Annotated in this window: 1 protein-coding gene; it reads right to left on the bottom strand. The window is 65.2% G+C overall.

What is annotated here, in order from left to right:
* Positions 1 to 445, bottom strand: a 445-nt coding sequence (locus C5C07_RS21495) for a hypothetical protein (protein WP_199522804.1), incomplete at both ends; no start/stop codon positions are given.

Here is a 445-nt window from a genome sequence, read left to right on the forward strand (position 1 = left end):
CCCACCAGGTGAGCGGCACGTGGTCGCGGACGACGTAGAGCGCAGCACCGCCCATGAAGAAGGGAAGCACAGGAAGGAGAAACCAGATGTCGCCGTTCGTCGGCCCGAAGTAGGAGTGCACCCTCTCCGGGTTGGCACCGCACCAGACAGTGAACGCGAAGACGGGTACCAGGGCGAGCGGGTGGCGTCGCAGCACTGCGACCGACAGCAGGCCGCCGACGATCAGGTAACAGAGGAACTCGTAGTACAGCGACCACAGCGAGCCGTTCCATGCCCCGGGGGAGGGCACTGCGGCCAGCGTGCCGGCGACGCCGTACTCGTTCATCTTCAGGCCGAGGTTGATGTAGACGTACTGCAGCGGCGGCGAGGCCGTGGTGAGGAAGCCGTCGATCGTGCCTCGTTCATGCCAGAACACGACAGGGGCAAACACGAAGGCCACCAGCAC

This window comes from Haloferax sp. Atlit-4N, from assembly GCF_003383025.1.
In the GTDB taxonomy this organism is placed as follows: Archaea; Halobacteriota; Halobacteria; order Halobacteriales; family Haloferacaceae; genus Haloferax; species Haloferax gibbonsii.